This is a genomic window from Vannielia sp., from assembly GCF_029212645.1.
Taxonomy (GTDB): Bacteria; Pseudomonadota; Alphaproteobacteria; order Rhodobacterales; family Rhodobacteraceae; genus Vannielia.
The window spans coordinates 1-3,710 of sequence record NZ_JARGND010000095.1 but is presented as its reverse complement, the minus strand read 5'-3'; the positions used below and the strand labels follow the sequence as shown (position 1 = coordinate 3,710).

Below are 3,710 nucleotides of genomic sequence, written 5' to 3'. Positions count from 1 at the left end.
CTAATTTGCTCATCCAATCTTGATCTACAAACACATGGCAGGTCGCACAGGCACACGCGCCTCCGCAATCACCGTCAATGCCGGGCACCATATTGTTCACCGCAGCTTCCATGACTGACAGGCCATCCTCGCCTTCAATTTTGTGTTCTGTGCCGTCGTTTTCGATAAAGGTTACGTGTGGCAACGCTCTCTCCCTTGCGCATTTGTTGCTGAGCGTCACTGTCTGTGCGCTCCAGTTAATACGTATTTTTACTACGCATATTATGGTATAAAGACTCGATCGACCTGTCAAGAACCAGCCACAAAAAACCCCACGCTCTAAAGGGTGGGGTTTTATTGATTATTTTCAGGTAGTTACGGAATACGCTCCGGCACAATCGACCTAACGAGCTCAGTCGTAATGCAATTCTCGCGCTTTCCCATGGAAAACCCAATAAGCAAAAACGGTGTAACCAGCCAAGACCGGTAGCACAAAAACGGTTCCGACAAAGATAATCCAAAGGGAAGCTGGTGCACTCGCGGCATCTACAATCATCATCTTTTCCGGCACAATGTAAGGAAAGAAGCTGAAAGCCAGCCCAAAAAAACACAGAACATAAATGCCAATCACCATCGCAAAGGGCATCCAACTCTGACGATCATCCGCCTTCGGTAGCCGTGACAACAACACTGCCAATCCGACAACCAATCCAGCTGTGACCAATGGCACCGGCGAGAGATAGAAAAACTCAGGCAGAGAAAACCACTTATCAAAAATACGGCCGCTTACCAAAGGTGTTGAAAGCGACACCAGAGCAATACCTGCTACCGCGCCGATGAGTGCGCGCTGCGCCCAGCCAATAGCTTTACGCTGCAAATCACCTTCACATTTCAAAATCAGCCAGCACGCACCAATTAAACTATATCCCAGCACAACGCAGACACCGACGAGCACACTAAACATCCAAGCCAACGCCGTATCGGCAAAGCCCAAAATATAATGACCCAGCATAAACCCCTGTGCAAAAGCCACCAGAAGCGACCCAAAAAAGAAAGAAAAATTCCATCGTTCTTTTTGCTCAGTAGGTGCCTTCGCACGGTAATCAAAAGCCACCCCGCGAAAGATCAGTCCGAGCAACATCAAGGCAACAGGCAGATAGAGGTGTGAGAGGATCATCCCATGTGCGGCTGGAAAAGCGACAAGCAGCAATCCAACGCCCAACACCAACCACGTTTCATTGGCATCCCAAAAAGGACCAATAGAAGCAATCATCAGGTCCTTATCTTTACCATTAGCAAAACGGCTGAGCACCCCCACGCCAAGATCATACCCATCCAGCACAGCATAGATCAGCATAGACAAACCCATGAGGCCCGCGAAGGTATAGGCAAGCCACTGATCGCCTTGAACAAGTTCACTCATTTTAAACCCTCACTATTTTCTTTAAGCCCGGCAATGCCGCGCACCGCCATACGCAATCCGCCTTTTTCTGGCGCGTCATTAAGCCCATCGTTTTGGCTCGCCTCAGCAGCTTGTGTAGCCAGATAGAAAAGCGTAGTCACATACGCGACAAGCAAAACAGCATAGGTGATCAAATAGGCGGCCAGTGTTGTTGCCACCATAGGTGCGCCGACAGGCCCCACCGCATCAGCCGTTTTGAGCACCCCAGAAACAAGCCACGGTTGACGTCCAATCTCCGTGACGTACCAACCAGCCAACGTAGCCACCCAGCCAGAAAATGTCATACCAACGCAAACGCGGAAAAACCAAAGCGGGAACGTCCCATGCCGATAAAGCTGGTAACCGCCAAACCACGCCACCGCCAACATTAAAAAACCAACCCCGACCATAATACGAAAGCCAAAGAACACCGGAGCAACCGGAGGGTGATCTCCGATAAATTCATTAAGGCCCCGCACTTCTCCATCCCACTCGTGAGTTAAAATAAGGCCCGCCCCATGAGGGATTTCGATCGCATAATGATTACTGCGGGTCTCCTCATCCGGCCATCCAAAGAGAACCATAGCAGGACCCTTCTCAGTTTCCCAAAGCCCTTCCATCGCCGCAATCTTTTGGGGCTGATGTTCCAATGTATTAAGCCCGTGCTGATCACCCGCAAAAATCTGAACTGGTATCAACAAGGCTGCCGCCACAATGCCTGCGCGCAGCGCCGCCCACATAGCAGGGCTGCGATCACCTTTCAGCCAGCGATAAGCAGATAGTCCAGCAACCAAAAAGCTAACCGTAAGCGCAGAAGCCAAAAGCATATGAATGATGCGGTACGGCATCGAAGGGTTGAACAAGATAGCCCACCAATCAGTGGCATGTACCACGCCGTCACGCAGTTCAAAACCTGCAGGTGTTTGCATCCAACTGTTAAGCACCAAAATCCAAAACGCCGACGCAAGCGTCCCCACGGCAACCAAAATTGTCGCCGTCACATGCATCCAGCCCGGCACACGACTAAAGCCATACAGCATCACACCCAACATGGTGGCTTCCAAAAAGAACGCTGTCAGAACTTCGTAGGCGAGCAAAGGCCCTGCTACGTTGCCCACCGTTTCCATGTATCCGGGCCAATTGGTGCCGAATTGAAAAGACATGGTGATGCCGGTGACAACGCCCATTGCAAAGCCTAAAGCAAAAACTTTGGTCCAGAAAAAATACGCTGCCATCCACTTCATGTCATTCGTGCGGGCATACTGCAAACGAAAGAATAGCAGCATCCACCCCAAAGCGATGGTGATCGTCGGGAATAAAATATGAAATGAGATATTGGCCCCAAATTGAATGCGCGACAGCATCAGTGCATCAGCTTCCATCAGTACATTTCCTCAAAAGAGTGCGCTCTATTAAGAGCCAGCAATATCCTAAACACATTAAGGTCAAGTGTGTTATTTCAGCCTATCAACTCATTTGAGTAAAGCCAGCACCCTATTCGCCGCAGGGCGAATTAGCGCAGGGACACACAAACGCCCCGCCTGAAGCAACAGGCGGGGCGTTTAATTTAAATATAGTGCAAAATGAATTTAGCGAGCAGGCTTCGAGCGTGTGGGACGCCGTGCCCCACCTTTTTGCCCCCCCGGACCACCAGAACCACCAGGCCGCCCCCCAGTCTTAGGCTTACCGCCAGCCGAGGGCTTACGACCACCTGGTTTACCCCGGCCACCGGCGGGTTTTCCCTCGCCCGCACGTGCCCGCGCATCACTTCGCCCCCCTTCCGTGCGGCTTCCGCCAGCCCGGTCTCCAGCAGCTCGCTCGCCCTCAGAACGGCCAGCAGTTGAGCGATTTGTTCTCTCTGGACGCCCTTTTTGACCGGGCCGCCCGTCATTGGCGCGCCCCTCACTAGAGCGAGCATCAGTTGACCGCCCACTCCCAGCAGAACGGTTAGGTTTATTACCAGCCCCCTGCTTATTACCAGCCCCTTGTCGCCGAGGCTTTCCAGCCCCTTCAGTCCGGCGTCCACCTTCAGCAGCCCCGTCGACACGCCGCGCGCGCCCACCAGCACCACCTCGAGACGCCCCCTCTGCAGTGCCACGCGCAGCCTCGCGCTCCCCCTCAGGATAAGCAGGCGCTGCGGATCTCGCTTTAGGTTTATGAGGACGTTTTGCCCGCGCAGGTCCTTTTGACTTTCCACGAGACTTTTGACCGCCGCGCCCTTTCAAGGACGAAGGGGCCCGCGTATCAGGATCATCATCATCATCGGCATCAACTAAACGCATACCACTAA

Annotated in this window: 4 protein-coding genes; all 4 read right to left on the bottom strand. The window is 52.6% G+C overall.

The features are described 5' to 3' along the window. Window positions 1-184, bottom strand: a 184-nt coding sequence (locus tag P1U55_RS15830) for a 2Fe-2S iron-sulfur cluster-binding protein (protein ID WP_301048606.1), incomplete at its 3' end; no start/stop codon positions are given. A gap of 207 nt (window positions 185-391) precedes the next feature. Next, the gene (locus tag P1U55_RS15825; RefSeq protein WP_301048605.1) at window positions 392-1,402 is read right to left on the bottom strand and encodes a cytochrome d ubiquinol oxidase subunit II; all 1,011 of its coding nucleotides are present in this window, start codon (window positions 1,400-1,402) and stop codon (window positions 392-394) included. After that, on the bottom strand, window positions 1,399-2,802 hold the full coding sequence (locus P1U55_RS15820; protein ID WP_301048604.1) for a cytochrome ubiquinol oxidase subunit I: 1,404 nt from the start codon (window positions 2,800-2,802) through the stop codon (window positions 1,399-1,401). Before P1U55_RS15820 ends, P1U55_RS15825 begins: the two co-directional genes overlap by 4 nt. 185 nt (window positions 2,803-2,987) lie before the next feature. Beyond that, window positions 2,988-3,617, bottom strand: coding sequence for a hypothetical protein (locus P1U55_RS15815; RefSeq protein WP_301048603.1), 630 nt, complete (start codon window positions 3,615-3,617; stop codon window positions 2,988-2,990). Between the last annotated feature and the right edge of the window lie 93 nt (window positions 3,618-3,710).

What these genes read in the sequence shown, in the direction of transcription:
- P1U55_RS15825 (WP_301048605.1), bottom strand. Translation starts at nt 1,402, where the DNA reads ATGAGTGAACTTGTTCAAGGCGATCAGTGGCTTGCCTATACCTTCGCG.
- P1U55_RS15820 (WP_301048604.1), bottom strand. Translation starts at nt 2,802, where the DNA reads ATGGAAGCTGATGCACTGATGCTGTCGCGCATTCAATTTGGGGCCAAT.